Raw genomic sequence first — 24,661 nt, forward strand, 5'->3', positions numbered from 1 at the left:
GTGCAGCGCCTGAACCTGACGCTGCGCCTCACGTTCGGCCTCGATGGCGCGCTGGCGGCGCTCCTGCAGCACCGGATCGGGCGTGCGGGTGAAGCGCACGCTCGGGTCGTAGGCTTGCGCCGGCATCGCGGCCGGCACGATGGAATCCGGGCGGCGTGGGGTGCGCACGAGGACGCCGGCGCCCGAGGCGCCCGCATCGATGCGGCTCTCGTAGGACGGGTCGAGATCGTAGGCATCCTGCGGGACGATACCGTCCTCGAAGGCATGGTGCGACCAAGCCACCGAAGGCCGGGCCGGCTCCGGCTGGGCGAGCATCGCGCCCGGCGCGGTAAGCCAGCTCGGGGGAGCCTCGGGCGCGGGGCGCGCCACCGGCTGGGCCGAGCGCTGCGGCGGCCCGTAGAGGCGGCGGGCGACGTTCGAGCGTAGAGCCATCAGGCGCTGCGTGATGGCGCCGATGGAGAGGTCGAGGCGGTCGCCGCCGCGCCCCGGGCGAGAGGGATCACGATGGGTTTGGGGAGGCCGTCCCGTTGCGCGCATGATCTGTGAAATGACTCGATACAAGGTCCGACTCCCCGCGGAGCGGTTCCCCACCAGTTAGGCGCAGCGTCGTTAATGAACGCTTGAAAGCGCCCTCGCCCGACCGTCCCGGATGGCTTCGGGTCACCCCGAAATACGATGCGGAGCGCCCTCTTCACCCGGCGAGAATCGCTTGAGAGCCGGGTGCCGGGGACGGGCTGTCCGGGAGCGGGTTTGCGCGTAAACTCCGCGCGTTATCCGGCATTCCTCAGTCGGGTCGTGACGTGCGGAGCAGCAGTCGGTCCGGTGGCTCAGGCAGAAAACACGAAGGATTTCCGGTCGCTGTACCGGCACGGCTTCGCCCGCGTCGCCGCCTGCACCGGACGCAGTCACCCCGGCGACCCGGCGGCCAACGGCCGGGCGCTCCTCGACCTCGCGAAAGGCTGCCACGAGGCCGGCGCGGCGCTGGCCGTGTTTCCCGAACTCTGCGTGTCGTCCTACGCCATCGACGACCTGCTGCTGCAAGGCACGCTCCTCGATGCGGTCGAGGATGCGCTCGGCACGCTCGTCGCGGCATCATCCGGCCTGACGCCGGTCCTCGTCGTCGGCGCGCCGCTCCGCTGGCGACACCGGCTCTACAACTGCGCCGTCGCGATCCATGGCGGCCGCGTCCTCGGCGTGATCCCGAAAAGCTACCTGCCGAACTACCGCGAGTTCTACGAGAAGCGGCACTTCGCCCTCGGTGCCGGTGTGAGCGGCGAGAGCATCCGGGTCTCGGGCGTCGAGGCGCCGTTCGGAACGGACCTGCTGTTCGAGGCCGAGGACCTACCCGGCTTTGTCCTCGGCATCGAAGTCTGCGAGGACCTCTGGGTGCCGACGACGCCGGGCATGGAGGCGGCGCTGGCCGGCGCGACCGTGCTCGCCAACCTCTCGGGAAGCCCGATCACGATCGGACGGGCCGAGTCACGGGCTCTGCTCAGCCGCTCGGCCTCGATGCGGGGGCTCTGCGCCTATGTCTACGCCGCGGCGGGGCAGGGCGAATCGACCACGGACCTGTCCTGGGACGGGCAGACCAGCATCGACGAGAACGGGGTGCGGCTCGCCGAAGGGGCACGCTTCTCCCTCGACCCGGTGACGACGCTCGCCGACATCGACCTCGACCTGATCGCGCAGGAACGCCTGTCCTCGGGCAGCTTCGACGACAATGCACGCGAGCGCGGCCGCACCTACCGGCGCATCGCCTTCCGGCTCGATCCGCCGGCGGGCGATCTCGACTTGAGGCGGCGCGTCGAGCGCTTTCCCTTCGTCCCGGCCGACCCGGCCCGCCTCGCCCAGGATTGCTACGAGGCCTACAACATCCAGGTCGCCGGCCTCGCACAGCGCCTCGAGGCGACGAACACGAAGAAACTCGTGATCGGCGTTTCGGGCGGGCTCGATTCCACGCACGCACTGATCGTCGCGGCCAAGGCCTTCGACAGGCTCGGGCGCCTGCGAACCAACATCCTGGCGTACACGCTGCCGGGCTTCGCCACCTCGGACGAGACCAAGGCCAACGCTCACGCGCTGATGGTCTCGCTCGGCGTCACGGCGCACGAGATCGACATCCGGCCGACCGCGAAGACGATGATGGAGGAGATGGGCCACCCGTTCGGGCGGGGCGAGCCGGTCTACGACGTCACCTTCGAGAACGTGCAGGCGGGGCTTCGCACCGACTACCTCTTCCGCCTCGCCAACCAGCAGGGCGGCATCGTGCTCGGCACCGGCGACCTCTCGGAACTGGCGCTCGGTTGGAGCACCTACGGCGTCGGTGACCAGATGAGCCATTACGGCGTCAATGCGGGCGTGCCCAAGACCCTGATTCAGCACCTGATCCGCTGGGTCGTCGCCTCCGGGCAATTCGGCGAGGCCGAAAACCGCACCTTCCTGGCCGTGCTCGATACCGCGATTTCGCCCGAACTCGTTCCCGCCGCCGAAGGCGAGGGGCCGCAGAGCACAGAAGACAAAATCGGGCCATACGCGCTGCAGGATTTCAACCTCTACTACACGCTCCGTCATGGCTTCCGACCCTCGAAGATCGCCTTCCTGGCGCTTCATGCCTGGAGCGATCGTGAGGCCGGCTCCTGGCCTCCGGATATGCCGGCCGCCAAGCGCGTGGCCTACGGGCTGCCGGAAATCCGGCATTGGCTCGGCGTGTTCCTCGATCGCTTCTTCCGGTTCAGCCAGTTCAAGCGCTCCGCCCTGCCAAACGGCCCGAAGGTTTCCTCCGGCGGCGCCCTCTCGCCGCGCGGCGACTGGCGCGCGCCGTCCGACGCCAGCGCCAGGGCCTGGCTCGACGAGTGGGAGGGCAACGTCCCCTCCGAGTGACGCCTCCCGTCCTGCCGCGCCCGCGCAGAAGGCCGGCGGACATAAACCTGTCCGATTGTACGGCTATGCCATTCTCCGCTGGTTGGCATGCGGAGGACGATCCGATGCGAAGCTACAACCTTTTTCGCTTGAAGAGCGACGAGGGCCTCTGCTGCGCAGTCCCCGAGAGTCATGTCGTACCGCGCTTCGTGACAGGCGGTCGCTGGAGCTTCGGCGGCAAGGTCGATGAGCATGCCGTGGGCACGCCAGGCTTCGACGGAAAGGCCGCCGCGACGTCCGTGCGCTTCAACGGCTTCTACCTGTTCCAGGCGATGGACCGACCGGCGAATTGAAGACCGTCGATCGGGGATCTCCCCGAGTTTCGAGAAAATCGGCGAGCTTTCCTTAAGGGGTCGCAGGCGACAATCGAATCGGAGCCGTTGCTCGGGGATCGAGATGTCGATTGATCAGCGCCAGACCGTGCGCATGAGGACGTTCCTCAAAGGCAAGATCGTCTTCAACAACGGCCGCTCCACCATGGACTGCCTGGTCCGCGACATGTCGGGGACCGGAGCGCGGCTGGAACTGAGCGAGACGACGACGCTGCCGGAAGCGTTCGACCTCTACATCCAGAACAAGGACCAGACTTACCGGTCGACCCTGCGCTGGCGGCGCGCCAATGGAGTCGGTGTCACCTTCGACATGGCCGCGAAGCCCGCGCCCGCCCTCGCTAGGGAGGTCGTCGCCGAGCCGGCCGCCGCCGATCCGTCGATGACGATGCTGGTGCGTCGCATTACGGAACTCGAGGCCGAGAACGCCGCCTTGCGGTCGGTCATCGCATCCATGGGCAGGGCAACGAGCACCGCCGCCTGAGGCGTTCTACGCTTCCTTCAAAGCCTTCCGGATCCGCTCGGCGTGGTCCGCCAGGACGGCGTTGTCGGCCATGCCGCCCTCGTGGCGAGTGAGCGACACGCCCTCGCGGCGCGGCACGAGATGCACGTGCAGGTGAAACACCGTCTGCCCGCCAGCCGGCTCGTTGTATTGGAACACCGTAAGGCCGTCTGCTTCGAAGGCCGTCTTAACGGCCCGTCCGACGCGCTGCGCTACCGCGATCAGACGCGCCAGCACCGCAGGGTCGGCGTCGAGCAGCCCGCGCGAGGGCGTCTTCGGGATCACCAGGGTGTGACCCTCGGCCTGGGGCATCACGTCCATGAAGGCCAGCGTGTCGTCGTCCTCGTAGACTTTGTGGGCCGGGATCTCGCCGCGCAGGATCTTCGCGAAGATGTTGTCCGGGTCGTAGGCGGTGCTCATCGAGCAGGGCTCCTGATCATCGGTCGGGATCGGCCGGCAGGTTGCACGGGCCGGCCGTAGGCGTCCACAGCCGACGGGCGCCGGCATCGCGCACGCATCAGGCGAACCCTTGCCGCGGTCGGGCGTTCGAAACTACGGTCACGCTTGCACCGGCAGGCGGTTCGGGCAGGGGAGCAGGCATTGGCCGAGAGCACGGGTGCGATCTACACGGCGGCGGGGGCAAACCTCGCCATCGCCGCGGCGAAATTCGTCGGCGCGTTCCTGACGGGATCGTCTGCGATGATGGCCGAAGGCGTCCACTCGGTGGTCGACACCACCAACCAGATCCTGCTCCTCGTCGGCATCAAGCGCGCCGAGAAGCCGGCGGATGCGAAGCACCCCTTCGGCTACGGCCGCGAGATCTACTTCTACGCCTTCGTCGTCGCCCTGTTGATCTTCCTCGGCGGCGGAATTTTCGCGATCTACGAGGGCGCTCACAAGATCCAGCATCCCGAGCCGCCGGCGGATGCGACCATCCTCGGCTATCAGCTCTCGGGATTCTGGATCAACGTCGGAATCCTCGGCTTCGCCATCGTGGCCGAAGGCTACTCCTGCCTTGTCGCCATCCGCTCGTTCCAGGCCGAGAAGGGCCGGCAATCGGCGATCTCCGCGATCCGGCGGAGCAAGGACCCGGCGCTCTACACGATCCTCGTCGAGGATGTCGCCGCGCTGATCGGCCTCGTCATCGCGCTGGCCGGCGTGGTTCTGGCCCATGTCCTCGACATGCCGGTGCTCGACGGCTGGTCCTCGGTGGGGATCGGTATCGTACTGGTCGGTATGGCGATTTTCCTGATGAAGGAGACGCATGGGCTGCTGATCGGCGAGGCGGCCGACCCGACTGTGGTCAAAGCCATCGACGAGGCGGTGCGCGGCGAGCGCTCGGTCCACCATGTCAACGAGGTCCTGACCCAGCATATGGGGCCTTCGGACATCCTGGTGAATGTCAGCCTCGATGTGGCGGACGACATCCCTGCGGGGGAGATCGAGAAACTCGTCGGCCGTCTCGACAGGGAGCTAAAGACCCGGAATGCCGATGTAAAACGGGTCTTCATCGAGATCCAGTCGAAGCACCCCGCGCAGGTGCCGCCCGCCTGACGGTGGCGCCGAACCCGATCTCGCCGTCGACATATCTGGGGCGGCCGCGATCATGCGGTCGCCGCCGGAGTCATGCCGCCCTGCCTCAAACGGTGCTGCGTCGTTGTACGACACGGGCCAGAAAGGCAGCACCGAGGGGCAAGAGGCTATCGTCGAAATCAAACCCGGCATTGTGCAGGCCGGGTCCCGGCGTTGCACCGAGCCAAGCATACGCACCGGGCACGATCCTCAGCATGTCGGCGAAATCCTCGCTGCCCATGCGTGGCGTGCAGTCCGAATCGACGTTGTCGGCCCCCAGGATTTCGGCGGCGATCTCGGCGGCGGCGGCGGCCTGTTCGGGGCTGTTGTCGAGCACCGTGAACACGTCGCGGATCTCGACCTCGACCCGCGCGCCGTGGGCGGCGGCGATGCCCTCCGCGATCTCCCTGATCCGCTGGCCCACCAGCTGCCGCAGGGCCGGATCGAAGGTCCGCGCCGTGCCAGCGATGTGGGCGCCCTGGGGGATCACGTTGTAGGCCGCGCCGGCATGGATCTGCGTGATCGAGACCACGGCGGATTTCAGCGGGTCGGCGTTGCGGCTGACGATCGACTGCATGGCCTGCGCGATGGCGGTGGCGACCACGATCGGGTCGACGCTCTCGTGCGGCTGGGCGGCGTGGGCGCCGCGGCCGGTGATGCGGATGTCGAAGAAATCCGCCGCCGCCATGGCCGGGCCGGGGCGCACCATCAGCCGGCCATGCGGCCCGTTCGGCTGGTTGTGGATCGCGAAGATCTCGTCCACCGGAAATTTTTCGAACAAGCCGTCGGCGATCATCGCCCGGGCGCCGCCGAGCCCCTCCTCGGCCGGCTGAAACACGAACACGGCAGTGCCGTCGAAATCCCGGGTCTCGGCGAGGTAGCGGGCCGCGCCGAGCAGCATGGTGGTGTGCCCGTCATGGCCGCAGGCGTGCATTTTTCCGGAGTTCGTCGAGCGGTAGGGGAGGTTGGTCTCTTCGGTGATCGGCAGTGCGTCCATGTCGGCGCGCAGCCCGATCCGGCGCTTGCCCGGCCGCCCTTCGAGAACCCCGACGACGCCGGTCTTGCCGATTCCGCGATGCACCGCGACGCCGAAGGCCTCGAGCTGCTCGGCGACGATGCCGGAGGTGCGGACCTCCTCGAAGCCGAGTTCGGGATGCGCGTGCAGATCCCGCCGGATCGCCGTCAGTTCGTCGGCATACCCCTGGATGCGGTCGATCGGGCTCATCGTGATCACTCCTCTCTCGGGTTGGCTGCAATCCCACCCACACCCTCATCCTGAGGTGCTGCGAAGCGGCCTCGAAGGAGGGCTCCAGCCGGCCGCACGATCCCTGGAGCCCTCCTTCGAGGCCCGCGCGCGCGGGCACCTCAGGATGAGGGCGCGGGTGGGACGACGACGAACGGCACCGCTCCGGATCAGCTCTCCTGCCGGAACGGCGTCATCGTCGCGTACTCGTCCATCGCCGCCTGCACGTAGCCGCGCTCGCGCTCAAGATAGCCGGCGACGGCGCGGCGCAGGCTCGGTTCGGCGATGTCGTGGGCCGAGTGCATCGCCACGGGGCGGTAGCCGCGGGCGAGCTTGTGCTCGCCCTGGGCCCCGGCCTCGACGCGCTTCAGCCCATGGGCCAGGGCGAACTCGATCGCCTGATAATAGCAGACCTCGAAATGCAGGAAGGGATGGTCCTCGACGCAACCCCAGTTGCGCCCGTAGAGCGCGACGTCGCCGATGAAGTTGATCGCGCCTGCGATCCAGCGGCCCTCGCGCTGGGCCATCACCAGCAGGATGCGCTCGGGCATGCGCTCGCCGATCAGCCGGAAGAACTTCTTGTTGAGGTAGGGCCGGCCCCATTTGCGGGCGCCGGTGTCGACGTAGAATTCGTAGAACGCATCCCAATGCGCCTCGGTGATCTCAGGCCCGGTGACGTGTTCGATGGTGATGCCGTTGCTCAGCGCCTCGCGCCGCTCGCGCTTGATCGCCTTGCGTTTGCGCGAGGCCAGATCGCCCAGGAAGGCGTCGAAATCCGAATACCCCCGGTTCTCCCAGTGGAATTGCTGGTCGATCCGCTGCAGCAGCCCCAGCGCCCCGGCCTGGTCCCATTCCCGCTCGCGCATGAAGGTGACGTGGATCGACGAGGCCTCGGTCTCGGCCCGCAGCGCCCGCAATCCCGCGACGATGGCCGAGGCCGCCGCGTCCGGCGCCTCCCCCGGCGCGATCAGGAAGCGCGGCCCGGTCACCGGCGTGAACGGCACGCTCACCTGCAGCTTCGGGTAATAGGCCCCTCCGGCCCGCTCGATGGCCTCGGCCCAGCCCTGGTCGAACACGTATTCGCCCTGGCTGTGAGATTTCAGATAGCAGGGCGCCGCCCCGACGAGCTTTCCCGCCCGCTCGACGGTGACGTGCAGCGGCAGCCACCCGGTCTTTCGCGAGACGCAGCCCGATTCCTCGAGCGCTGAGAGGAAGGCGTGGGACGCGAACGGATTAAAGGTCTCGTCGCCGGCCGAGAGCGTCTCGGGCGAGGTCGCGCAGGCGTCCCACGCGGCCGCCGGGATCCGGGCAAGACCCGGTACGGCGCGCACATGAAGCTCTGCCGCCGGCGCGTCGTCCTGGGTCCGGGAGGCTGTCTCCATCGCGGGAAAGATAGCCGCGTTGGGGGCGGGGGCAAGGCGGGTGGGGGTGGTGTCGCATCACAGGATGTTCGGAAAAGACTCAGACGGAAATTCGATTGCGTCCAACTGATCGTTCTCGATCCGACCCGATCATGGAAGCCTTAGTCGCGCTCCCCCGAGCACTCGTTCAATGGGCAGCAGAAAATCGCGGTCCCTCAATAGGCAATCTCGTCAAAAGTGATGCCAATCGCCCACTTCTGAAGCCTCTGCGAACGCTCGATCCTCCCGTCTGAAGGCAGCGAATACGGTTAAATAGTCAGTATCCCGTAAAATATTCAAATTTTTGGCGGTCAAAATTCGCCAATTTAAATACTGTAGAATCTATTTTTATATTGCGCCCACATCTAATCATCATAAATCAATAAATATTCATCTCATCGGGCGTATCATGCTCATCTTCGATTTCATCGAAATCAAAAAAATCATCGAACTCTTCTGTATCTTCGTCCTGAATCGCCTCTCGCAATCGCATTAAACGCATATTCTCTTCTCGCAATCTACGAAGAGTTGTTGAGATAGAGGCATAGCCCTTTCTGAGATCTAAAAACTGCACGCGCCTAGTACGCAGAAACTTGAAGTATGCATCCCCTACGATAAATCCATCATCTACTTCTGGAATAAATCCTTGAGTAACGGCCTCATACGCATGAAGCCACATAGGGCTACGCAAGCCCTCCACATTCAAGGATCGATCCCATAAGCCACGATCGACAACTCCTTTTACGAAGCCTCGACTGGCAAGACATACGACTAGAAGCGCGACAAATGCATTCTCTATCACAAACAACACAGCAAGCCGCTCGCTCGAAAGCGTTAGCTCAAGGCGAATAGCTAAAAACAGAAGCCATATGATCTCGCCAGTACGATTAGCGCGTGCGAGGACGGGTATTCGACTTTCTATGAACTCTGTTATTATATCAACTCGAACATCACTGTGGGCTACCTGCCGCAATAAGCATACCTCAACAAGGAGAGATATAAGACTAGGATTGCGACGATAAGCGTTAATTAAGCTGAACTGGAGCGCACTCCAGTCATCGACGTTAACCAGAGCGGAACGAGCATGCTGGAGGCCAAACTTCTCCACATTGATATCTGCGTGAGCAAGGCAGGTGCGGCCGAGTAGATAAAGAAAATGCTGCAGCTCTCCTATTTCAACCTTGTGACCCGGCGGCGACTGCTTTGGAAGATATGCGCGAGCGGCCTGCTGCCAACCCGTACTCTGACGATGAGATGTAAGATAGATCGACGATTTATCGCTATTTAACTCCAACTCAAAAGTGGCGGCCGATTGCCGCACAGCCGCCAACAACTCTTCACCACTAGCGCCATTTGGACTACTAAGTGTGTAATCGTCGATGTATCGGGATGCGTCGCGAGCTCCGATCTGCAATTTTTGTTGGAGGCGTGCATCCATCGCCGATGCTACCACTTCGGCAATCAGCCGCGATGTGTCTGGGCCGACCGGAAGACCTAATGTCTGACCGTCTTGAGCATTGCGGCACAATAGATCGATTAGGTTTCCATAGTGCTCCAAACCGCGGTTTTGCTTGGCGAATTCCTTGCCGTGGATCGCCCAAGGAATGGCGTGGGTATAGATTGAGTGAAAAAAGGCTCGGACGTCCGCCGCAACATATTCCTCGCGTCGCGATGAAAGATTGATGCGAAAGTCGTCCCTGAGTTCAATACTCGGACGCATCAGCGCTCGTGAGCCTGCCCAGTCAAACACAGGCGGCGAAAGAGTAAACTTCGATTTACGAGCCTTGCGTCGCAGGTCGATGTAGTTTTCGGCCAAAGCCCGAGCTAGCAGCAAGTGAGCTACAGGGTTTGGCACTCCATGCCGGCGATCTTGCTTCCCGAAGCGCGGGAAGTAAAACCAAGTCGGCTCAGACTTGAAATAGTAATAGTTAGGCTTTTTCTGTATTAGCGGCAGTTTGTCGATCCCAGAAATAATCGATTTTCGATACCTAGCTAAATCTTCAGAGACAAAACACGGCGGAAGCTCTGGCGCAAAGTATCCGTGGGAAACTAATCGCTTCACGCGCTCTGATTTATTCTTGGCGCTCATTCCTACAATGCTTTCCGGCAGCGTGCTATCGTGACCTGTAAACGTGATTTAACGCTATTTTTGCCGGAACAACGGCGCTACTGATCAAAGAAAACAATCGAGCTAGCTCGTTCGACGGTTGAAATATACGCATTCGCAAGGACTTGCAAACAGCTATTGAGCTGATTTTCATGCCTATTCCGCTTTCCATCCAAATTTCGATCGCCAGCATAACCCTCCTGCGGCACCCCGTTCCCGCCTACAACACCCCATGCTATTGGCGGTCAGCTGGCGAACCGCCAAGCCCGTTTCGGGCCTAGCGCGTTCGCACCAATCGAATTTTGAATACAAACGGGCGCGCTGACACCATGAAGGACATCCTCGAAAAGCTCGAAGAGCGGCGCGATGCCGCCCGTCTCGGTGGTGGCACGAAGCGCATCGAAGCTCAGCACAACCGTGGAAAACTCACGGCGCGCGAGCGCATCGAACTCCTGCTCGACCACGGGTCGTTCGAGGAATTCGACATGTTCGTGCAGCACCGCTCCACCGATTTCGGCATGGAGAAGCAGAAGATCCCCGGCGACGGCGTCATCACCGGCTGGGGCACGGTGAACGGCCGCACCGTCTTCCTGTTCTCGAAGGATTTTACGGTGTTCGGCGGCTCCCTGTCGGAGACGCACGCGCAAAAGATCATCAAGGTCCAGGACATGGCCCTGAAGATGCGCGCCCCGATCATCGGCATCTTCGATGCCGGCGGCGCGCGCATCCAGGAGGGCGTCGCGGCGCTCGGCGGCTACGGCGAGGTGTTCCGGCGCAACGTCGCTGCCTCGGGCGTGATCCCGCAGATCTCGGTGATCATGGGGCCGTGCGCGGGCGGCGACGTCTACTCGCCGGCCATGACCGACTTCATCTTCATGGTGCGCGACACGAGCTACATGTTCGTCACAGGCCCGGACGTGGTGAAGACCGTCACCAACGAGGTCGTGACCGCGGAGGAGCTCGGCGGCGCCAAGGTCCACACCACGAAGTCCTCGATCGCCGACGGCTCGTTCGAGAACGACGTCGAGGCGCTGCTGCAGATCCGCCGCCTGATCGACTTCCTGCCGGCCAACAACATCGACGGCGTGCCGGAGATCGAGAGCTTCGACGACGTCAACCGGCTCGACAAGGGCCTCGACACGCTGATCCCGGACAACCCGAACAAGCCCTACGACATGGGCGAGCTGATCCGGCGCATCGTCGACGAAGAGGATTTCTTCGAGATCCAGGCGACCTACGCCCGCAACATCATCACCGGCTTCGGGCGCATCGAGGGCCGCACGGTGGGCTTCGTCGCAAACCAACCGCTGGTGCTGGCCGGCGTGCTCGACTCGGACGCCTCCCGCAAGGCGGCGCGCTTCGTGCGCTTCTGCAACGCCTTCTCGGTGCCGATCGTGACCTTCGTGGACGTGCCGGGCTTCCTGCCAGGGACGGCGCAGGAATATGGCGGCCTGATCAAGCACGGCGCCAAGCTGCTGTTCGCCTACAGCCAAGCGACCGTGCCCCTCGTCACCATCATCACGCGAAAAGCCTTCGGCGGCGCCTACGACGTGATGGCGTCGAAGCACGTCGGCGCGGACCTGAACTACGCCTGGCCGACGGCACAGATCGCGGTGATGGGCGCCAAGGGCGCGGTCGAGATCATCTATCGCGCGGAGGCGGGCGACAAGGACAAGATCGCCGAGCGCACGGCGGAATACGAGAAGCACTTCCTCTCGCCGTTCGTGGCTGCCGAGCGCGGCTACATCGACGAGGTGATCATGCCCCACTCCACCCGCAAGCGCATCGCCCGCGCGCTGGGCATGCTCCGCTCCAAGGAGATGGAGCAGCCCTGGAAGAAGCACGACAACATCCCGCTTTGAGCGGTGGAGCCGGGGGGCTATTCCTCCCCCGGTGCCCGATGGGCGGCAACGCACAATCTCACGGCCTCGTCGAGTTCGAGGTCGCGGGGGTCGCCGATGTTCACGGTCTCCTCCAGGCACTTGATGAAGTAGTCGCGGTTCAGCCCCGGCGCGAGGCTGGAGAACGACTTGCCCAGGCGGGTCGCGAGGTCGATCCGGTCCTGGCTGGAGGCGCGGCGATAGGTGCTGAGCTTGTCGGTCACCGTCAGCCGCGCCTCGGCAATGCCGACGGCGCCGAAAACAAAGAATAAGATAAGAGTAAGCTTTTTCAGCACGATCGGCCCCATTCCACCCGTCTATGAAGCTTATCATAGACTGCGCCGCGGATGCCGACAGTATTTTCCCATCCCGACATGCCGCGAAGCGGCATCGGGGGTCGGACAGGCTTAACTCCGGTCGGCCTGCTCGATCGCGGCGCACATGGTCAGCGCGCCCTTGTCGGATTTCGAGAATGAGCAGGTGACGAGCACGCCGCCCGCGGGCACGTTGCTGTGGCGGCGGGTCTCGGCGTCGGCGCGGGCCTTGCGGGCTGCCTCTTTGAGCAGGTCGGCCGCGACGCCGGTGACCGCATGGCCGGCCTTGCCGAAAATCTCGAAGAAGTCGTCCGGCGCCGCCTCGCCCTTGACTTGCGCGCCGACGGAGGAGGGGTAGCTGCCGCCGCAGGAGAGTGACAGCGTCATGTCCGTCCCGGCCTTGAAGCGTACGAAGTCGTCGATGCGCTCGCCGATCTCGGCCTTGGTCTCCGTCACGACCTTGTCGGCCAGATCGCCGCAGGAATCGGCCGCGGCCGGCCCTGCGAAGGCAGGGAGGGCGACAAGGGCAACGAAAAGCGGACGATTGCGAAAGATGCTCATCCGGAAAGTCTAGGGCGCGCGGCAGCCGAGGGCGAGCGCGGCGTGGCGCCGCCGGGCCTCAGCCGACATCGCCGGAGCGGCCCGCCTTCAGTGCCGGCGTGCCGGAGAGGAGCCTGCGCTTCAGCCGCGTCACGGCCTCGCGCTGCAACTCGCTCGGGCTCGAATGCGCGCCGGCCACCTTGCTCAGCATCTCGATCAGCTGCGTCCGCTCGGGGCCGGTCAGGGATTCGCGCAGCAGCGGCAGCAGCTCGTCCGCGACCAGGGAGAACGGGCGCCGGGCCTGGGTCTAGCCCCAGGCGCGCTCGAAGGTGGCCGAGATGGCCTCGACGGCGAGCGAGTGCTCCATCAGCTCCAGGATCTGCGTCTTCTCGGCGGCGGTGACGGGGCTGCCGGTGCGCACGATCTGGATCATCAGGATCGTGGCGGCGAGCCGGACGTCGCGCACCCGGCCGAGCTGCGTCCCGAAGATGTCGTGCAGGACGGACCGCGCCCGCCCCTGCAGGCCCTTGGTGTCCCGGTCGACCTCGCGCAGCGCCCGGACAGTGCCGTGGACCCTCAGGACCCAGAACAGGATCCCGCCCAGTACGGCGGCCAGGAGCATGAGGGCGGGCATCGGTCGGGCTCCGAGTTGCGACTCGACAGCGTTGCGGTTTCGTCGGGATCAACCATTGCCTTAAGGGCGGATCAAGGGTGACGCAGCGCTCAAGCTGTGCGCGGCGACCCGAGTTCGATCAGCACGATCTCGGGCGGCACCCCGAAGCGGACGCCGACATTGCTGACGCCGAGCCCGCCGGAGATGATGAGGTGGCGCCGGCCCTCGACCACGTGGCCGTAGATGTAGCGCGGGTCGTGGTAGCCGGCGACGAACGGCGAGTGGCCGAAGACCCGGACCTGCCCGCCATGGGTGTGGCCGGACAGCGTCAGGGCGAACCGGTCGGGGATCTCCGGAAAGATCTCGGGCTCGTGCGCCATCAGGATCGCCGGGGCATCGTCGGTGATCTTCGCGAGCGTGCCGGGGATGTCGGCGAGGCTGCGCAGGTCGCGCCGGACCTTGAAGGGCTGCTGGTCGGCGAGTCCCGCGAGCCAGAACGGCTTGCCGTCCTTCAGGAGGCGGATGGCATCGTTCTCCATCACCGGGATGCCGCGCGCCTCCAGCACCCGACGTGCCTCGACCGGCCCCTTGCGGGCGTCGAGGGCGTCGGTGTCGTCCCACCAATCGTGGTTGCCGAGGACGGCGTGGACGCCGAGGGGCGCGCGGAGGCCCTCGGCCACGCGGGCGAAATCGGGCAGCGCGACGCGCGTCCAAGTCACCCGCCGGCCCGCCGGATAATCGCCGAGCAGCAGGATCAGGTCGGGCTTCAGCGCGTTCGTCGCCGCGACGATCTCCGCGACCCGGTCGAGGGGCATGTACGGCTCGCCGACATGGATGTCGGCGATCGCCGCGATGCGCAGCGAGAGCCCGGGCGTCCAGCCCGGCAGCACGGGAGCATAGGACGTCACCGCCAGCCGGAAGCGCGGCTCGATGGCGAAGGCGTAGGTGCCGGTGGACCCCGCGGCGAGGGCGCTCGCGCCGAGCCCGGTCAGCACCTGCCGGCGGCTCGGCAGGATCAGCATGCCCAATCCGCCGAGCCGCCAAGGGCAGCGCTCAAATGAACGGCTCGTCCTCGTAGACGATCCGCGACGTGCGCTGGGCCGCGACCTTGGCGCGGACGGCCTGGGCGGCGGCGCTGCCGATGTGGACGGCGGCGGCCAAAGCGGGCAGCGCTACGGGGCGAAAGCTCTCGCGGCCCCGGCTGTCGTCCGTACCGCGCGAGCCCGACTGGCCGACGGCATCCTGGCTCCGATTGGAGGCGTACATCGTTCCTGGGTCCTGTCCCGTGTTGTCCGGGCCGTTGATCGGCCTTCGCGTGCAGATGTCGCCAGTGACCGCGACGAGGGTTGGGCATCATTGCGGCCCGACATGGGCATCGTCGAGACCGGGAGAATACTATGCTGGTCCTTTCCATGAACGTAACCTTAAGGTTTCTCCGAAGCCCACGCTTTGAGCATGGCGTTCTTTCGGGCAGTCTTGCTGCAGTGCGGCAATAGAGTGGAGCGGCCGATCTCGGGCCATCGCCGTCGCGGCGGCGACGCAACCGCGATCGGCGCCGTTGCTTTCGGGTCGCCCGTGGCTATAGTCCGCGCGCTTTTCGACAGGCCCGAACCCAATCCATCACCCGGATACGCCGCGGTGCGGGCCGTCGCACCATCAGGAGTTTCCGTGCTGATCACCCCCGCCTTCGCGCAAGGAGCCGGCGCCGCCTCCAGCGGCAGCGAGATCGCCCTGCAGCTGGTGCCCTTCGCCCTGATCTTCGTGATCATGTACTTCCTGATCCTGCGGCCGCAGCAGCGCCGGCTCAAGGATCACCAGTCCATGGTGAAGGCCCTGCGCCGCGAGGACACCATCGTCACCACGGGCGGACTCGTCGGCCGCGTCACCAAGGTGACCGACGACGCCGCGGAGGTCGAAGTCGAGATCGCCCCGAACGTCCGCGTGAAGATCGTGCGCACCATGATCTCCGAGGTCCGGGTCAAGGGCGCCCCGGTCAAGGCAGCCTGAGGCGGCGCGGCGGGAGGGGGGTCTCGAGCCCTTCATCCCTGACAAGAAGAAGAGTCGGAACCGGCGGATGCTGCGCTTTTCGAAGTCCAAGATCATCGGGACGCTCGCCGTCATCCTCGTGGGGCTCAGCCTCGCGATCCCGAGCTTCTTCTCCCCCGAGCAGCGCAAGGGCTTCATGGCCGCGCTGCCGAGCTTCGTGCCGCACTGGATCATCCCCCAGCGCGCGATCGTACTCGGCCTCGACCTGCAGGGCGGCTCGCAGCTGCTGCTGGAGGTCGACCAGAACGAGCTGACCGGCTCGATGGTGAAGGGCCTGCGCGACGACGTGCGCCGGGCGCTGCAGCAGGAGCAGGTCCGCGCCGACGGCGGCATCCAGACGCTGAAGCGCGGCGTCCAGGTCCGCATCGCCGACGCGGCCGGCCGCGCCAAGATCATGCCGAAGCTGCGCGAGCTCTCGCAGCCGATCCAGAGCATCGCCTCGGCCGGCACCGGCACCCTCGACGTGAACGAGCAGCCCGACGGCCTGATCTCGCTTACCTTCACCGATGCCGGCATCATCGATCGCACCCGCCGGGCCGTGAGCCAGGGCATCGAGGTCATCCGCCGCCGCCTCGACTCGACGGGCACGCTCGAACCCTCGATCCAGCAGCAGGGCGCCGACCGCATCCTGGTGCAGGTCCCAGGCGAGCAGAACCCGGAGCGCCTCGAAAAGCTCCTCGGGTCCACTGCCAAGCTCGAATTCCGCATGCTGGCGGACAGCCCTTCGGGCGACGTCGACATGCTGCCGTCCAAGGACGAGAAGGGCGCCAAGGTCCCCGTCGAGCGCCGCGTCATGGCCGATGGCGGCGAGCTGACCGACGCGCAGCCCGCCTTCGACACCCAGACGCACGAGCCGATGGTGAGCTTCAAGTTCAACTTGCGCGGCGCCCAGCGCTTCGGTCAGGCCACCTCGGAGAATGTCGGCCGCCGCATGGCGATCGTGCTCGACAACGAGGTGGTCTCGGCACCCGTGATCCGCACCGCGATCACCGGCGGCTCGGGCCAGATCACCGGCAACTTCACCGTACAGCAGGCGAACGACCTCTCCGTACTTCTGCGCGCCGGCGCGCTGCCCGCGAAGTTCACCGTGGTCGAGCGCCGCGTCGTCGGCCCCGGCCTCGGCAAGGACTCGATCGAGGCCGGCAAGCACGCCACGCTGTTCGCCGCGATCTTCGTCGTGATCTTCATGTTCGCGACCTACGGCACCTTCGGCTTCTTCGCGAACATCGCGCTCGCCGTCCACGTCGGCCTGATCCTCGGCCTGATGTCGGTGCTGGAGGCGACGATGACGCTGCCCGGCATCGCCGGCATCGTGCTCACCATTGGGACAGCGGTCGATTCGAACGTGCTGATCTACGAGCGCATGCGCGAAGAGCAGCGGGCCGGGCGTTCGCTCGTCTCGGCCCTGCAGGCCGGCTTCGACAAGGCCTTCGCCACCATCATCGATTCGAACTCCACCATGGCGATCGCCGCGCTGATCCTGTTCTTCATGGGCTCCGGCCCGGTGAAGGGTTTTGCGGTCGTGTTCATCCTCGGCATCCTCACAACCGTGATCACGGCGGTGACGCTCACCCGGATGATGATCGCGCTGTGGTACAAATACGCGCGGCCCAAAACCTTGCCGTTCTAGAAGACCTTGCCGTTCTGGAAGACCCGGCCGTTCCGAAGGCATCGCCCTTCCGGAAGGCCCGCTGAAGTCGCAAAGAATCCACGGGACGGCGCGCCGTCCCGACACGCACGCTGCACCGAGACAGACCATGCGCCTGCTCCGACTCTGGCCCGATGAATCGCATTTCGACTTCATGCGATTCCGCCGGCTGACCTTTCCGCTCTCGGCCGTGCTGTCGATCGCGACCGTCGTGCTGTTCCTCACGGTCGGCCTGAACTTCGGCATCGATTTCAAGGGCGGCACGCTCGTCGAGCTGCAGGCCAAATCCGGCGAGGCGAACGTCGCCGAGATCCGTCACACCGCCAACGGCTTCGGCTTCGGCGAGGCCGAGGTTCAGGAGCTCAGCGGGCAGGGCAACGTGCTCGTACGGCTCCCGCTCCAGGCCGGCGAGCAGGGTCAGACCGCCGTGATGCAGAAGGCGCACGCCGCCTTCGACGCGGGTTACGATTTCCGCCGAACCGAGACCGTCGGCCCCCGCGTCTCGGGCGAGCTGGTGCAATCGGGCACGATCGGCGTCGTCCTCTCCGTCGTCGCGGTGCTGCTCTACCTCTGGTTCCGGTTCGAGCGCGAGCTGGCGCTCGGCGCCATCGTCGGCACCCTGCACGACATCGTGCTGACGGTGGGCATCTTCATCATCACCCGCATCGAGTTCAACATGACCTCGATCGCGGCGATCCTGACCATCGTCGGCTACTCGCTGAACGAGACCGTCGTGGTGTTCGACCGGACCCGCGAGCTGATGCGCCGCTACAAGACGATCCCGACCGTCGAGTTGCTGAACCTCTCGATCAACTCGACCATGTCGCGCACCGTGATGACCTCGATCTCATCCTCGCTGGCGTTGCTCTCGCTGGTGCTGTTCGGCGGCGAGGCGATCCATGGCTTCGCGACCGTGATGCTGGCGGGCGTAGTGATCTGCACCTATTCCGCGATCTTCGTCTCGACGCCCGCGCTGATCTATATCGGCCTGATGCTGTCGGGCGTGAAATCCGCCCAGCGCGAGAGCGGCCTACCGCAGGCCGCCGAGTAGGAGCGGCATGGACGGGCGCCAGCACGATACGATTCCATCGGGTTTCGTTCCCGGCCGCTACGGCATCGACGCCTACGGCAACGGCGGCTTCCGCTTCGCCGACATGTCGCATCGCGGTTCGGTGCTGATGCTGCCCTCCGGAATCCGGGCCTGGGCCGCGACGGAGGCGACAGGCATCGATCTCGCCGGCCTCCGGCCGGTGATCGCCGAGAGCGAGCGCATCGAACTCCTGCTCGTCGGCACCGGGCTCGACATCGTGCCGCTACCGGAGGCGCTCCGCCGCCGCCTCAAGGACAGCGGCATCGGCCTCGACGTGATGCAGACGGGCGCCGCCGCGCGGACCTACAACATTCTGCTGGCCGAGAACCGCAAGGTCGCCGCCGCGTTGATTGCGGTCGCATGACGAGGACCGCGTGACCAAAACCGAGACCAGCGTCGCCGTCCCCGACGAAGGTCTCGCCTTCGCCTTCCGTCATTGCGAGCAGCTGGTCCGCGAGGGTGACCCCGACCGCTACTTCGCCACCTTGTTCGCACCCGCCGCCTTCCGGCCCCATCTCTTCGCCCTCGGCGCTTTCAGCCTCACCGTCGCTCGCGTGCGCGACGCGGCGTCGAACCCCATGGCCGGCGAGATCCGCCTGCAATGGTGGCGCGAAGCCCTCCAGGGCGAGGCGAGGGGGGACGTGAAGGCCAATCCCGTCGCGGCCGCCCTCGACGACGCCATCGTCAAGCGCCGGCTCGGCCGGCAGCCCTTCGTCGACCTGATCGATGCGCGGGTGTTCGATCTCTACGACGACCCGATGCCCCGGGTGAACGATCTCGAAGGCTATTGCGGCGAGACCGCCTCCGCCCTGATCCGCCTCGGCGGCCTCGTCCTCGCCGACGGCGCCGAGCCGGGAGGCGCGGCCGCCGCAGGCCATGCCGGCGTCGCCTACGGCGTCACCGGGCTGCTGCGGGCGCTGCCCTGGCACGCCCGCAACGGACAGGTCTACCTGCCGGCGGACCTGCTGCGCGAGAACGGCGTCACCCGCGAGGACATCGTATCGGGCCGCGGCGGCCCCGGGCTCGTGCGGGCCTGCGCCGAACTGCGCGCGCTCGCCCGCCGCCACCTCAAGGCCTGCGAATCGGCCCGCGCCACCATCGCGCCCGCCGCCCGGCCGGCCTTCCTGCCGGTCGCCCTCGTCGAGGGTTATCTCTCGGCCATGGAGCGGGCGAGTTACGACCCGCTCAACACGACGATCGAGATGCCGCGCTGGCGCAGGCTCTGGCGGCTTTGGCGGGCGGCCAAGAGAGGGTGACGCCGAGGCGCTTCGCCCGGCGACGCGACGCGCAGGCGCAACACCCTCTGAATACATCATTAAGCGTCGTTGAGCGGCTTCCCGCGCTCTGCTAGCGATACTCCCAGGCCGGCTACAAGACCGCGCCGTCGGAGGAGCACGGCCCCATGCAAACCTGGAATCAGGTCTACGATCCCTTCGGGAATGCGTGGCTTTCGACGCTGGCCGCCTCGCTGCCGGTGATCGCGCTGCTCGGCATGATCGCCAGCGGCAAGGTCAAGGCGCATATCGCGGCCGTGCTCTCGCTGCTGCTGGCGCTTGCCGTGGCGGTGTTCCTGTTCGGCATGCCCGGCGATCTCGCCTGGCGCGCCGCCGTGCTCGGCATGGTCACCGGCTTCTTCCCGATCGGCTGGATCATCCTCAACGTGATCTTCCTCTACCGGCTGACGGTGGAGAAGGGCTGGTTCGGCGTCCTCCAACAATCGGTGGCCGGCATCACGGCCGACCGGCGTATCCAGCTCCTGCTGGTGGCCTTCGCTTTCGGCGCCTTCTTCGAGGGCGCGGGCGGGTTCGGCACCCCGGTGGCGGTGACGGGCGCGATCCTGATCGGCCTCGGCTTCTCGCCGCTCGCGGCCTCGGGACTGTCGCTCATCGCCAACACCGCACCGGTGGCCTACGGCGCCCTCGGCGCTCCGATCCAGGGCCTCGCCTCGGTCACCAACTACGACCCCTACGTGCTCGGCGCGATGATCGGCCGGCAGCTGCCGTTCTTCTCGCTGATCGTACCGTTCTGGCTGATCTGGGTGTTCGCGGGCTTCCGCGGCATGATCAGGATCTGGCCGCCGATCCTGGTCTGCGGCGCCTCCTTCGCCACCGCGCAGTTCCTGATCTCGAACTACGTGAACCCCTGGATCGTCGACATCGGCGCCTCGCTCGTCTCGATGGCGGCGCTGGTGCTGTTCCTGAAGGTCTGGCAGCCCGCCGAGATCTGGACCTCCCCGGCGCTCCGCGGCAACGACCCTTCCGTCGGCTACGTCAACGGCGGCCGCGCGGCCGCCGCCGGCACCCCCGGCGAGTTTCCTCGTTCCACCGCGCCCGAGCGCACCGCGACCTCCAGCGAGATCGCCTGGAGCTGGGTGCCGTGGATCATCCTCTCGGTGGTCGTGGCGATCTGGGGCACGAAGTTCTTCAAGGACATCGTCGATCCGATCTTCATCTGGAACTACGAAGTGCCCGGCCTTCACAAGATGATCATGAAGGTTCCGCCCGTCGAAGCCGCGCCGAAGGCGGAACCGGCCATCTTCAAGTTCAGCTACATGTCCTACACGGGCACCGGCGTTTTCATCGCCGCGATCCTCTCCGGCTTCATCATGCGCTTCTCGCCCAAGCGCCTGGTCACCGCCTACGTCGAGACGATCTGGGTGCTGCGCTATTCGCTCATCACCATCGCAGCGATGCTCGCGCTGGGCGTGCTCACCCGCTACGCCGGCGTCGACGCCACGCTCGGACTTGCCTTCGCCGGAACCGGCATCCTCTACCCGTTCTTCGGCACGCTGCTCGGCTGGCTCGGCGTCGCGCTGACCGGGTCGGACACGGCCTCGAACGTGCTTTTCGGCGGCTTGCAGCGGATCACCTCGGAACAGCTCGGGCTCTCAGGGATCCTGATGGCCTCGGCGAACTCGTCCGGCGGCGTAATGGGCAAGATGATCGACGCCCAGTCGATCGTCGTCGCCTCGACCGCCACCGGCTATTTCGGCCAGGAGGGCAAGATCCTGCGCTTCGTGTTCTGGCACTCGATCGCCCTGGCCTGCCTCGTCGGCTGCCTCGTGATGCTCCAGGCCTATGTCTATCCGTTCACCGAGATGGTGATCCACCCGCCGACCATGGCGGCTCCGGCGCACTGACCGGCTGCCATGGCGGAAACGCAGGCCGTCCCGGATGATCCGGGGCGGCCTTTTCGTCTGTCCCATCATCGGGCCTCGCGCCCGTCCCTTTCCCCGCGCTCCGGCGCCCCCATCTCGAGACCATGGGCATTCTCACTCGCATCAGGCGCGGCACCCGCTGGGAACGCCTCGCCCTGCCGGCGATCGACACCGATCGCCTGCGCATCGCACCGCTGCACGCGGACATGGCCGAGGAGGTCCGCCGCCTGACCGACGATCCGGCGATCACCGGCGCGGTCGACTTCCTGCCCGAACGCGTCGGGATCGAGGATGCCCGCGGGCTGATCCGCGCGGCCGACACCGGCCGCGACGTCTTCCTCGGCCTGCACGAGCGCGAGGACCGCAGCCTGGTCGGCATCGTCGGCGCGCATCTGCGGGCGCTGGAGGCGATCGAGATCGGCTACTGGATCGGCGGGTCGGCCCGCGGTCGCGGCTACGGCGCGGAGGGCGTCGGCGCCGTGGTGCGGGCGCTGGCCGGGGCCTATCCCCGCCGCGCGGTCGTCGCCGAATGCCGGCCGGAGAACGTCGCCTCCTGGAACATGCTGCACGGCCTCGGCTTCCGCCCCACCGGCGACGGCGGCCAGCGGCCGGGCCGCAAGCTCATGGTGTGGGACGTGAGGGATGCGCCGCAGGGCCATTCGGCCGGATCGGGCGGCACCGCAAGACCGGACGGCGCACGAGCGCGATAACCACCGTCGCGATTACTCCGCAGCGCTCGGCAAAACCTCCCCCGACATCCAAGCCGCCAGATCCGCCCGCGCCCGATCGGTCAGCGCGCGCTTCTTCAGCGCCGCCTTCTCCGGTCCGCGCAGGCGCTTGCCGGTCTCGTTGCGCGGTATCCGGTCGAGCGGCGTGAACAGCCCGAAATTCACGTTCATCGGCTGGAACGACCGCGGCTTGCCGGCTTCTTCCTCGGCCGCAAGGTGCCCCCCGGTGATGTGGGCGATGAGGGAGCCGAGCGCCGTGGTCTGCGGCAGCGGCGCCAACGTACGGCCCTCGCGCTCGGCCACGGCATAGCGCCCGGCCATCAGGCCGATCGCAGCGCTCTCGACATAGCCCTCGCAGCCGGTGATCTGCCCGGCGAAGCGCAGGCGCGGCTCGGCCTTCAGGCGCAGAGTCGCGTCGAGGAGGCGCGGGCTGTCGAGATAGGTGTTGCGGTGGAGCCCGCCGAGGCGGGCGAACTCGGCGTTCTCCAAGCCCGGAATCGTGCGGAAGACGCGCACCTGCTCGGCATGCTTCAGCTTCGTCTGGAAGCCCACCATGTTGAACAGCGTGCCGAGTGCGTTGTCCTGGCGCAGCTGGACGATGGCGCAGGCCTTCACCGTCGGATCGTGCGGGTTGGTCAGCCCCACCGGCTTCATCGGGCCGTGGCGCAGGGTCTCGGGTCCGCGCTCGGCCATGACCTCGATCGGCAGGCAACCGTCGAAATAGGGGGTCGAGGCCTCCCACTCCTTGAAGCTGGTCTTCTCGCCGGCGATCAGCGCCTGGATGAAGGCGTCGTACTGCTCCCGGTCCATCGGGCAGTTGAGGTAGTCGGCCCCGGTGCCGCCCGGCCCGGCCTTGTCGTAGCGCGACTGGAACCACGCCTTGCCCATGTCGATCGAGTCGCGATGCACGATCGGCGCGATGGCGTCGAAGAAGGCGAGGGATTCCGCGCCGGTCAGCCCGGCGATGGCCTCGGCCAGCGCCGGAGAGGTGAGGGGACCGGTGGCGACGATCACCTGATCCCAATCGGCCGGCGGCAGGCCGTCGATCTCTTCGCGACAGACCGTGACGTTGGGGTGCGCTTCGAGCGCGGCGGTGACGGCGGCGGCGAAGCCGTCGCGGTCGACGGCGAGCGCACCGCCGGCCGGCACCTGATGCGCGTCGGCCGCCCGCAGGATCAGCGAACCGAGGCTGCGCATCTCTTGGTGCAGCAGGCCGACGGCGTTGCCGTTGGCGTCGTCGGAGCGGAAGGAATTCGAGCAGACGAGCTCGGCCAGATCCTGCGAATGATGCGCATCGGTGCGGCGCACGGGCCGCATTTCGTGCAGCACGGCGCGGTGGCCGACCTCGGCGATCTGCCAAGCGGCTTCGGAGCCTGCGAGGCCGCCGCCGATGATATGAATGGGGTTCGATCCGGTCATGCGCCGGAATAGCGGATCGCGCCCCGGAGGATCAACGCCTCGCGGTTCGGTCGGCCGCACGGACGCCCGCAATGTCCCTTCAAAACCGCAAAGAAATCAGTGCAGCTTGGGCCGCACGAGGTAGCGCTCGCGGTCGCCCGACATCACGGAGAGCGCGATGTCGGTGCCGTCCCGCCGCACGCTCAGCGGCACGCGCGCTCCCGCCTCGCCGAGCGCCCAGACCTGCCGCAGGAAACCGGCAAGGTCGGCGACGGGCTCACCGGCCACGGCCGAGAGGATGTCGCCGGGGCGAAGGTCCGCGGCCTGGGCCGGGCCGTCGTCGGCCAGCCCCATCACCACGACGCCGTCCTCGGTCTCGGTAGCGTAGAGGCCGAGCCAGGGCCGGGGCGGTCCGCTGGTGCGCCCCTGCAGGCGCAGCTCGTCGAGAATCGGCGGCAACAGGTCGATCGGCACGACCATGTTGATCGCCTGCGCCTTGCCCGAGCCGCCCTGCTGCAACTGCAGCGACCCGATGCCGAGGAGGTCGCCGTCCGGGCCGATCAGCGCCGTGCCGCCCCAATGCGGATGGGCGGGCGACGTGAACAGCGCCTCGTCCAGCAGGTATTCCCAGTAGCCGGCGAATTCCTGGCGCGCGACGAGTTCGACCGCGACGCTGTGCCCGCGTCCGCCCGCACCGGCGACCACGGCCTTGTCGCCGACCTTCAGCGCCTCCGAATGACCGATCTTGAGGGCCGGCAGGTCGAGCCGGCCGAGGGCCTGCACCAGACCGAAACCGGTGGCCGCATCGTAGCCGACGACATGCGCCGGCAGCGAGCGGCCGTCATGGGTGGTGAGCCAGACGGATTCAGCCTCCGTGATCAGGTAGCCGACGGTGAGCACCAGCCCGTCTTCGCCGATGACCACACCGTTGCCGGCCCGCTCGGTGCCGAGCGTCTCGGCCGTGAAGGCCTCGGACGGTATGCGGCTCGACAGGGACACGACCGAGGCGAGGGCCCGGTCGAGGTCGTAGCTGTAATCGGCGGGCTTGGGCTGCACGGAGGCGGGAATCCTGGAAGCGCCGCGGACGGCCATGGGGAACGGACCTGGGCCTCCCTCCGGTGAGGTCGGCAGATAGCTTGGAGAGAATAGGGTCGGGAGGCCGGTTCCGACACCCG

The 24,661-nt window shown here is 66.5% G+C and carries 22 protein-coding genes and 2 pseudogenes; 12 read left to right on the forward strand and 12 right to left on the reverse strand.

The features are described from left to right. Nucleotides 1–432 (reverse strand): annotated as a pseudogene (locus tag FV217_RS12555) (DNA translocase FtsK); the annotation flags it as partial. 390 nt (nt 433–822) lie between these two features. Between FV217_RS12555 and FV217_RS12560 the strand changes: the two are divergent. The 3 genes from FV217_RS12560 (at nt 823) to FV217_RS12570 (ending at nt 3,732) form a co-directional block, all read left to right on the forward strand. Further along, nucleotides 823–2,880, forward strand: a complete 2,058-nt coding sequence (locus FV217_RS12560) for an NAD(+) synthase (RefSeq protein ID WP_246682776.1) — start codon at nt 823–825, stop codon at nt 2,878–2,880. Nucleotides 2,881–2,984: 104 nt separating this feature from the next. Beyond that, nucleotides 2,985–3,212, forward strand: coding sequence for a hypothetical protein (locus tag FV217_RS12565; protein ID WP_147817524.1), 228 nt, complete (start codon nt 2,985–2,987; stop codon nt 3,210–3,212). A gap of 103 nt (nt 3,213–3,315) precedes the next feature. After that, complete coding sequence (locus FV217_RS12570; RefSeq protein ID WP_147817525.1) at nt 3,316–3,732, forward strand: PilZ domain-containing protein; 417 nt, start codon at nt 3,316–3,318, stop codon at nt 3,730–3,732. Between the two features lie 6 nt (nt 3,733–3,738). Here the strand turns inward: FV217_RS12570 and FV217_RS12575 are convergent, their stop codons facing one another. Further along, on the reverse strand, nt 3,739–4,170 hold the full coding sequence (locus FV217_RS12575) for an HIT family protein (protein WP_147817526.1): 432 nt from the start codon (nt 4,168–4,170) through the stop codon (nt 3,739–3,741). A gap of 180 nt (nt 4,171–4,350) precedes the next feature. Between FV217_RS12575 and FV217_RS12580 the strand changes: the two genes are divergently transcribed. Continuing rightward, entirely contained in the window at nt 4,351–5,304 is a 954-nt protein-coding gene (locus FV217_RS12580) for a cation diffusion facilitator family transporter (RefSeq protein WP_147817527.1), read from the forward strand. Between the two features lie 85 nt (nt 5,305–5,389). Here the strand turns inward: FV217_RS12580 and FV217_RS12585 are convergent, their stop codons facing one another. The 3 genes from FV217_RS12585 to FV217_RS12595 form a co-directional block, all read right to left on the reverse strand. Further along, nucleotides 5,390–6,547, reverse strand: a complete 1,158-nt coding sequence (locus FV217_RS12585) for a M20 aminoacylase family protein (RefSeq protein WP_147817528.1) — start codon at nt 6,545–6,547, stop codon at nt 5,390–5,392. Nucleotides 6,548–6,735: 188 nt separating this feature from the next. After that, complete coding sequence (locus tag FV217_RS12590) at nt 6,736–7,947, reverse strand: GNAT family N-acetyltransferase (RefSeq protein ID WP_147817529.1); 1,212 nt, start codon at nt 7,945–7,947, stop codon at nt 6,736–6,738. A gap of 397 nt (nt 7,948–8,344) precedes the next feature. After that, the gene (locus FV217_RS12595; protein WP_147817530.1) at nt 8,345–10,054 is read right to left on the reverse strand and encodes an RNA-directed DNA polymerase; all 1,710 of its coding nucleotides are present in this window, start codon (nt 10,052–10,054) and stop codon (nt 8,345–8,347) included. A gap of 347 nt (nt 10,055–10,401) precedes the next feature. Here FV217_RS12595 and FV217_RS12600 point away from each other — a divergent pair, with 347 nt between their 5' ends. Beyond that, complete coding sequence (locus FV217_RS12600; RefSeq protein ID WP_147817531.1) at nt 10,402–11,934, forward strand: acyl-CoA carboxylase subunit beta; 1,533 nt, start codon at nt 10,402–10,404, stop codon at nt 11,932–11,934. A gap of 17 nt (nt 11,935–11,951) precedes the next feature. On the opposite strand, the gene FV217_RS12605 is transcribed toward FV217_RS12600, so the two are convergent. From FV217_RS12605 to FV217_RS12625, 5 genes and pseudogenes are all read right to left on the reverse strand, one after another. Next, complete coding sequence (locus tag FV217_RS12605) at nt 11,952–12,260, reverse strand: hypothetical protein (RefSeq protein WP_238231650.1); 309 nt, start codon at nt 12,258–12,260, stop codon at nt 11,952–11,954. 99 nt (nt 12,261–12,359) lie between these two features. Continuing rightward, entirely contained in the window at nt 12,360–12,827 is a 468-nt protein-coding gene (locus tag FV217_RS12610) for an ABC transporter ATPase (RefSeq protein ID WP_147817532.1), read from the reverse strand. A gap of 58 nt (nt 12,828–12,885) precedes the next feature. Further along, a pseudogene (locus FV217_RS12615) lies at nt 12,886–13,440 on the reverse strand (TerB family tellurite resistance protein). Nucleotides 13,441–13,529: 89 nt separating this feature from the next. Continuing rightward, a complete protein-coding gene (locus FV217_RS12620; protein WP_147817533.1) occupies nt 13,530–14,441 on the reverse strand; it encodes a metallophosphoesterase in 912 nt (303 codons plus the stop codon). Between the two features lie 31 nt (nt 14,442–14,472). Beyond that, nucleotides 14,473–14,685 carry a hypothetical protein gene (locus FV217_RS12625; protein WP_147817534.1) on the reverse strand — a complete coding sequence of 71 codons (213 nt, stop codon included), beginning with the start codon at nt 14,683–14,685 and terminating at the stop codon, nt 14,473–14,475. Between the two features lie 405 nt (nt 14,686–15,090). Between FV217_RS12625 and yajC the strand changes: the two genes are divergently transcribed. The 7 genes from yajC to FV217_RS12660 all read left to right on the forward strand — a co-directional run bounded on the left by yajC (nt 15,091) and on the right by FV217_RS12660 (nt 22,070). Further along, a complete protein-coding gene (gene yajC / locus FV217_RS12630) occupies nt 15,091–15,426 on the forward strand; it encodes a preprotein translocase subunit YajC (protein WP_147817553.1) in 336 nt (111 codons plus the stop codon). 67 nt (nt 15,427–15,493) lie between these two features. Continuing rightward, nucleotides 15,494–17,095 (forward strand): protein translocase subunit SecD, encoded by a 1,602-nt coding sequence (gene secD, locus FV217_RS12635; protein WP_147817535.1) that lies wholly within the window; start codon nt 15,494–15,496, stop codon nt 17,093–17,095. Nucleotides 17,096–17,222: 127 nt separating this feature from the next. Continuing rightward, nucleotides 17,223–18,164: a protein translocase subunit SecF gene (secF, locus tag FV217_RS12640; protein ID WP_147817536.1), complete on the forward strand. Its 942-nt coding sequence runs from the start codon at nt 17,223–17,225 to the stop codon at nt 18,162–18,164. A gap of 7 nt (nt 18,165–18,171) precedes the next feature. Beyond that, nucleotides 18,172–18,567 (forward strand): MTH938/NDUFAF3 family protein, encoded by a 396-nt coding sequence (locus FV217_RS12645; protein WP_147817537.1) that lies wholly within the window; start codon nt 18,172–18,174, stop codon nt 18,565–18,567. Nucleotides 18,568–18,577: 10 nt separating this feature from the next. Next, entirely contained in the window at nt 18,578–19,459 is an 882-nt protein-coding gene (locus FV217_RS12650) for a phytoene/squalene synthase family protein (RefSeq protein WP_147817538.1), read from the forward strand. A gap of 146 nt (nt 19,460–19,605) precedes the next feature. Continuing rightward, entirely contained in the window at nt 19,606–21,342 is a 1,737-nt protein-coding gene (locus FV217_RS12655; protein ID WP_147817539.1) for an L-lactate permease, read from the forward strand. Between the two features lie 122 nt (nt 21,343–21,464). Continuing rightward, nucleotides 21,465–22,070, forward strand: a complete 606-nt coding sequence (locus FV217_RS12660) for a GNAT family N-acetyltransferase (RefSeq protein ID WP_147817540.1) — start codon at nt 21,465–21,467, stop codon at nt 22,068–22,070. Between the two features lie 12 nt (nt 22,071–22,082). Here FV217_RS12660 and trmFO read toward each other — a convergent pair whose 3' ends face one another. Together trmFO and FV217_RS12670 are read right to left on the reverse strand one after the other, a co-directional pair. After that, nucleotides 22,083–23,507, reverse strand: coding sequence for a methylenetetrahydrofolate--tRNA-(uracil(54)-C(5))-methyltransferase (FADH(2)-oxidizing) TrmFO (trmFO, locus tag FV217_RS12665; protein ID WP_147817541.1), 1,425 nt, complete (start codon nt 23,505–23,507; stop codon nt 22,083–22,085). Nucleotides 23,508–23,603: 96 nt separating this feature from the next. Then, entirely contained in the window at nt 23,604–24,578 is a 975-nt protein-coding gene (locus FV217_RS12670) for a S1C family serine protease (protein WP_147817542.1), read from the reverse strand. Between the last annotated feature and the right edge of the window lie 83 nt (nt 24,579–24,661).

Origin of the sequence: Methylobacterium sp. WL9 (assembly GCF_008040035.1) — a bacterium.
GTDB classification, from domain to species: domain Bacteria; phylum Pseudomonadota; class Alphaproteobacteria; order Rhizobiales; family Beijerinckiaceae; genus Methylobacterium; species Methylobacterium thuringiense.

Excerpts from the sequence above, each read along its gene's own strand:
- FV217_RS12565 (WP_147817524.1), top strand. The coding sequence starts at position 2,985 with ATGCGAAGCTACAACCTTTTTCGCTTGAAGAGCGACGAGGGCCTCTGC.
- FV217_RS12570 (WP_147817525.1), top strand. The coding sequence starts at position 3,316 with ATGTCGATTGATCAGCGCCAGACCGTGCGCATGAGGACGTTCCTCAAA.
- FV217_RS12575 (WP_147817526.1), bottom strand. The coding sequence starts at position 4,170 with ATGAGCACCGCCTACGACCCGGACAACATCTTCGCGAAGATCCTGCGC.
- FV217_RS12585 (WP_147817528.1), bottom strand. The coding sequence starts at position 6,547 with ATGAGCCCGATCGACCGCATCCAGGGGTATGCCGACGAACTGACGGCG.
- FV217_RS12590 (WP_147817529.1), bottom strand. The coding sequence starts at position 7,947 with ATGGAGACAGCCTCCCGGACCCAGGACGACGCGCCGGCGGCAGAGCTT.
- FV217_RS12595 (WP_147817530.1), bottom strand. The coding sequence starts at position 10,054 with ATGAGCGCCAAGAATAAATCAGAGCGCGTGAAGCGATTAGTTTCCCAC.
- FV217_RS12600 (WP_147817531.1), top strand. The coding sequence starts at position 10,402 with ATGAAGGACATCCTCGAAAAGCTCGAAGAGCGGCGCGATGCCGCCCGT.
- FV217_RS12605 (WP_238231650.1), bottom strand. The coding sequence starts at position 12,260 with ATGGGGCCGATCGTGCTGAAAAAGCTTACTCTTATCTTATTCTTTGTT.
- FV217_RS12610 (WP_147817532.1), bottom strand. The coding sequence starts at position 12,827 with ATGAGCATCTTTCGCAATCGTCCGCTTTTCGTTGCCCTTGTCGCCCTC.
- FV217_RS12620 (WP_147817533.1), bottom strand. The coding sequence starts at position 14,441 with ATGCTGATCCTGCCGAGCCGCCGGCAGGTGCTGACCGGGCTCGGCGCG.
- FV217_RS12625 (WP_147817534.1), bottom strand. The coding sequence starts at position 14,685 with ATGTACGCCTCCAATCGGAGCCAGGATGCCGTCGGCCAGTCGGGCTCG.
- secD (WP_147817535.1), top strand. The coding sequence starts at position 15,494 with ATGCTGCGCTTTTCGAAGTCCAAGATCATCGGGACGCTCGCCGTCATC.
- secF (WP_147817536.1), top strand. The coding sequence starts at position 17,223 with ATGCGCCTGCTCCGACTCTGGCCCGATGAATCGCATTTCGACTTCATG.
- FV217_RS12645 (WP_147817537.1), top strand. The coding sequence starts at position 18,172 with ATGGACGGGCGCCAGCACGATACGATTCCATCGGGTTTCGTTCCCGGC.
- FV217_RS12655 (WP_147817539.1), top strand. The coding sequence starts at position 19,606 with ATGCAAACCTGGAATCAGGTCTACGATCCCTTCGGGAATGCGTGGCTT.
- FV217_RS12660 (WP_147817540.1), top strand. The coding sequence starts at position 21,465 with ATGGGCATTCTCACTCGCATCAGGCGCGGCACCCGCTGGGAACGCCTC.
- trmFO (WP_147817541.1), bottom strand. The coding sequence starts at position 23,507 with ATGACCGGATCGAACCCCATTCATATCATCGGCGGCGGCCTCGCAGGC.
- FV217_RS12670 (WP_147817542.1), bottom strand. The coding sequence starts at position 24,578 with ATGGCCGTCCGCGGCGCTTCCAGGATTCCCGCCTCCGTGCAGCCCAAG.